This window comes from Erwinia oleae (assembly GCF_000770305.1).
In the GTDB taxonomy this organism is placed as follows: Bacteria; Pseudomonadota; Gammaproteobacteria; order Enterobacterales; family Enterobacteriaceae; genus Erwinia; species Erwinia oleae.
Map to the genome: position 1 here is coordinate 1 of NZ_JNVB01000129.1, position 4,199 is coordinate 4,199.

A 4,199-nucleotide genomic window follows, 5' to 3' on the forward strand; every position below is an offset into this window, starting at 1 on the left:
GAGTTACAGCAGCGCGGGCGCTATAAAACCGCCTATCGGCCCGGCACGCTGCGTAAAAAATTATTTAATCAGGATCGGCTTTCGTCGCGTCATCCGGCCGCACGCTGGCGCCATCCTGCTCATGAGGAGAAACAATGATCTTTACCCGTGCAATGACGTTCATTTTGATTGCCGCTCTGTCCGGCAGCGCCGCCGTTGCCGCGGCGGCGGATTACAGCGGCCCGCTAAAAGTGGGCACCACCTCTGCCTTTGCGCCGCCGCTGGAAACGGCGGTTGAGGAAGCCAAAAAGCAGGGACTTAAGGTTGAGCTGATCGAATTCAGCGACTGGACGGCGCCTAACGTGAGTGTGGAAAATGGCGACATTGATGTGAATCTTTTTCAGCATCAGCCATTTCTTGATAACGCCAACCAGCAGGGCGGCTTCCATCTGGTTAAGTATGCGCCTGCCATCATTAACAACGTGGGACTGTATTCCATAAAACACACCGCGCTGGATCAAATCCCGGATGGCGGCACGGTTGCCATTGCGAACGACCCTGTAAATGGCGGACGCGGTTTGCTGCTGCTGCAAAAAGCCGGACTGATTACCCTTAAACCCGGCGCGGGCCTTAAATCCACCGTGGACGACATCGTGGATAATCCACGCCATCTGAAGATTATTGAAGTGGAAGCGGTGCAGCTCTCCCGCTCGTTACAGGAGGTGGATCTCGCGCAGGGCTATCCGCACTACCTGCGCGCGTCGGGCGTTATCGATCCCAATAACGCGCTGATGTTCGATGGGCTTGAGCATCCTGAATATGTGATTCAGTTTGTTATTCGCGACGGACACCAGAACGACCCGCGCCTGAAAAAGTTTGTTGATATCTATCAGCACTCACCGGCAGTTCGCGCCAGCCTGGATAAATTTTACGGCAGGCTCTATCAGCCAGGCTGGAGCCAGTAACGATGCGCGTTCGTTTTGGCGATGAAACCGCCCTCGCGCAGGCAAAGCACGTCTCGGTACAGGGGCTCTGCAAGCGCTACCCCGGGCAGAAGAGCGATGCGTTACACAACGTTGATCTGCACATCGGACACGGCGAGATTTTTGGCATTATCGGCCGCAGCGGCGCTGGCAAGTCCTCGCTGATCCGCTGTCTGAACCGGCTGGAAGATCCCTCTTCGGGCACCGTGCAGGTGAATGGCGTGAATATCAGTCGCCTTTCCCGCGACGAGCTGGTGAACTGGCGTCGTCAAACCGGCATGATTTTTCAGCATTTTAATTTGCTGTCGGCCAAAACGGTTCGGGAAAATATCGAACTGCCGCTGTGCGTCGCCGGTATCGATCGGGCGCAGCGGCGGCGAAAAGTGGATGAGCTGCTGGCGCTGGTTGGACTCGAAGCGCATCAGCATGCATGGCCCGCCCGGCTTTCGGGCGGACAAAAGCAGCGTGTCGGCATTGCCCGCGCGTTGGTGCATGGGCCCTCGCTGCTGCTCTGTGACGAAGCGACGTCGGCGCTTGACCCGGAAACCACGCGATCGATCCTCGCGCTGCTGCGCGATATCAATCGTATGCAGGGCATTACCATCGTGCTGATTACCCATGAAATGGAGGTCATTCACGATCTCTGTCACCAGGTGGCGGTGCTGGAGCAGGGCAGGATCATTGAGCAGGGGCCGGTCTGGCAGGTGTATGGCGATCCCCGGCACGAAACCAGCCGGATACTGCTCAAGCCTGAGCGTCACGAATTGCCCGACTCCCTTGCGTCGTTCTTTACCACGCAGCCGGTATCGGCGCGCTCCCGACCGCTGTTCACGCTGCGCTATAACGGGCAGGCGGCGGTGCCGCCGCTGGCTGATATTCTCGCCGCCTCCGGCGCCGAAACGGTGCTTATTGAGAGCGCGCTGGAATGGGTGCAGGGCCGACAGGTTGGCGAACTGCTGCTGCTCGGTACCGCAGGCCAGCCTGATATTAATCCACAACTGGCAAGTGCCGTAGAGGTGAAAGGCTATGTCACTTTCAATTGATCGTTTATGGCAGGGATTACTCGATACGCTGATGATGGTCGGCGTTTCATCGCTGTTGGCGCTGCTGCTCGGCCTGCCGCTGGCGGTGATTCTGGTGATGACCGATCGCGATAATCTGTTTGCCAGCCCGCTGCTGAATCGCGTGCTTGGCTGGCTGGTGAATCTGTTTCGCTCAATACCGTTTCTGATCCTGATGGTGGCGCTGATCCCGTTAACCCGGCTGATTGTCGGCACTACCTACGGCGTCTGGGCGGCGGTGGTGCCACTGACGCTGGCGGCCACGCCGTTTTTCGCCCGCATTGCCGAGGTCAGCCTGCGTGAAGTGGACAACGGGGTGATTGAGGCGGCGCAGGCGATGGGATTCCGGCGGCGACACATTATCTGGCACGTGCTATTGGCCGAGGCGCGGCCAGGCATTGTCAGCGGTTTTACCATTACGCTGGTAACCATGATTAATGCCTCGGCGATGGCGGGGGCGATTGGCGCTGGCGGTCTGGGCGATCTGGCCTATCGCTACGGCTATCAGCGGTTTGATACGCAGGTGATGCTGGTGGTGATCGTCGTGCTGGTGGCGCTGGTCACGCTGCTTCAGCTTATGGGCGACCGGCTTTCCCGCCGTCTTAACCATCGGTAACAGAATGCCTCCGACGGCTATTCCGTTTTCTCCGGGTATTCGCACAGATCTTCAATCAGACAGGCGCCGCAGCGGGGTTTACGCGCCACGCAGGTATAGCGACCGTGCAAAATAAACCAGTGGTGGCAGTCAACCTTAAACGCGGTCGGCACCACCTTCAGCAGCTTCTCTTCCACCTGCTCAACGTTTTTACCTGGCGCAAAGCGGGTACGGTTGCAGACGCGAAAGATATGCGTATCCACGGCAATAGTCGGCCAGCCGAAGGCGGTGTTCAGCACTACGTTGGCGGTCTTACGACCCACGCCCGGCAGCGCTTCCAGCGCGGCGCGATCCTGCGGAACTTCGCCGCCGTGTAGTTCCATCAGCATACGGCAGGTTTTAATCACGTTCTCCGCTTTACCGTTAAACAGGCCAATGGTTTTGATGTATTCCTTCACACCGTCGACACCGAGCGCCAGCATCGCTGCGGGCGTGTTGGCTACCGGATAAAGCTTTGCGGTGGCTTTATTGACGCTGACGTCGGTCGCCTGCGCGGACAGCAGCACCGCAATCAGCAGTTCGAAGGGGGTGGTGTAAACCAGTTCCGTGGTGGGATGCGGGTTATCGTCCCGCAGCCGGATCAGTATCTGCTGTCGTTTTTCCCTGTTCACAACGCGCTCGCTTTTCCTTCTGGCAGAGTGTGTGCTTTTTGACGGGCGGCCGCCGCCGCACGCGCCTTCAGTTTATTATCAATAAGGTATTTCGCCGCCAGCAGCATGCCCAGCCCGATAAACGCGCCCGGCGGCAGCATTGCCAGCAGCATCGGCGAGTCAAAATGCACCACCTGCACGCGCAGCACTTTTGCCCAGGGCCCGAGCAGCTGATCGGCGCCGTTAAACAGCGTGCCGTTGCCGATAATTTCACGCAGCGAGCCGAGCACAAACATCACGCTGGTGGCGCCAAGGCCAATCGCCATGCCGTCCAGCGCCGACAGCGGCACGCTGCTGCGTGAGGCGACGGCTTCGGCGCGTCCCACCACAATGCAGTTGGTGACGATCAGCGGGATAAAAATCCCCAGCGACTGATAAAGGCCGTAGGCGTAAGCGTTGATCAGCATCTGCACGCAGCTCACCACGGCCGCAATGATCATCACATAAATCGGAATACGGATCTCCGACGGCACCCAGCGACGAGAGGCCGAAATGGCGCTGTTGGTGCAGGTCAGCACCAGCGTGGTTGCCAGGCCAAGGCCGAGCGCGTTAGTGGCGGTGGACGTCACCGCCAGCAGCGGGCAGAGGCCCAGCAGCTGAACCAGCGCCGAGTTATTTTTCCACAGTCCGCCGACCAGCAATTCTTTGGCTTCACTCATTGGCATCTCCACAGGGTGTCAGCGAGGCAAGTTGCCCCGGCAGCGTTTCACTATACAGGGTAGCGCGTTTCACCGCATTCACTACGGCGCGCGGGGTAATGGTGGCGCCGGTGAACTGATCGAAATCGCCGCCGTCTTTTTTCACCGCAAAATGCACATCGTTTTTGCCGTTCAGGCGCTTACCGTTGAAGCTGTTGATCCAGTCGGAAATG

6 protein-coding genes are annotated in these 4,199 nt (G+C 58.6%); 3 read left to right on the plus strand and 3 right to left on the minus strand.

The annotated features are described in order from the left end of the window. The first annotated feature begins 134 nt into the window (after positions 1 to 134). The 3 genes from GS12_RS22105 to GS12_RS22115 are packed head-to-tail and all read left to right on the plus strand — an operon-like array spanning position 135 to position 2,639. Positions 135 to 944 (plus strand): MetQ/NlpA family ABC transporter substrate-binding protein, encoded by an 810-nt coding sequence (locus tag GS12_RS22105; RefSeq protein WP_034951019.1) that lies wholly within the window; start codon positions 135 to 137, stop codon positions 942 to 944. Positions 945 to 946: 2 nt separating this feature from the next. Further along, positions 947 to 2,005: a methionine ABC transporter ATP-binding protein gene (locus GS12_RS22110; protein ID WP_034951020.1), complete on the plus strand. Its 1,059-nt coding sequence runs from the start codon at positions 947 to 949 to the stop codon at positions 2,003 to 2,005. Continuing rightward, positions 1,989 to 2,639, plus strand: a complete 651-nt coding sequence (locus GS12_RS22115; protein ID WP_034914625.1) for a methionine ABC transporter permease — start codon at positions 1,989 to 1,991, stop codon at positions 2,637 to 2,639. The genes GS12_RS22110 and GS12_RS22115 overlap by 17 nt, the downstream gene beginning before the upstream one ends. Before the next feature lie 17 nt (positions 2,640 to 2,656). Here GS12_RS22115 and nth read toward each other — a convergent pair whose 3' ends face one another. The 3 genes from nth to GS12_RS22130 form a co-directional block, all read right to left on the minus strand. Then, positions 2,657 to 3,289 carry an endonuclease III gene (gene nth, locus GS12_RS22120; RefSeq protein ID WP_034914628.1) on the minus strand — a complete coding sequence of 211 codons (633 nt, stop codon included), beginning with the start codon at positions 3,287 to 3,289 and terminating at the stop codon, positions 2,657 to 2,659. Continuing rightward, on the minus strand, positions 3,286 to 3,987 hold the full coding sequence (locus tag GS12_RS22125) for an electron transport complex subunit E (RefSeq protein ID WP_034914632.1): 702 nt from the start codon (positions 3,985 to 3,987) through the stop codon (positions 3,286 to 3,288). Before GS12_RS22125 ends, nth begins: the two co-directional genes overlap by 4 nt. Beyond that, positions 3,980 to 4,199 (minus strand): FMN-binding protein (locus GS12_RS22130; protein ID WP_034951023.1); only part of this gene is annotated, 220 nt, incomplete at its 5' end. The genes GS12_RS22130 and GS12_RS22125, both read right to left, overlap by 8 nt.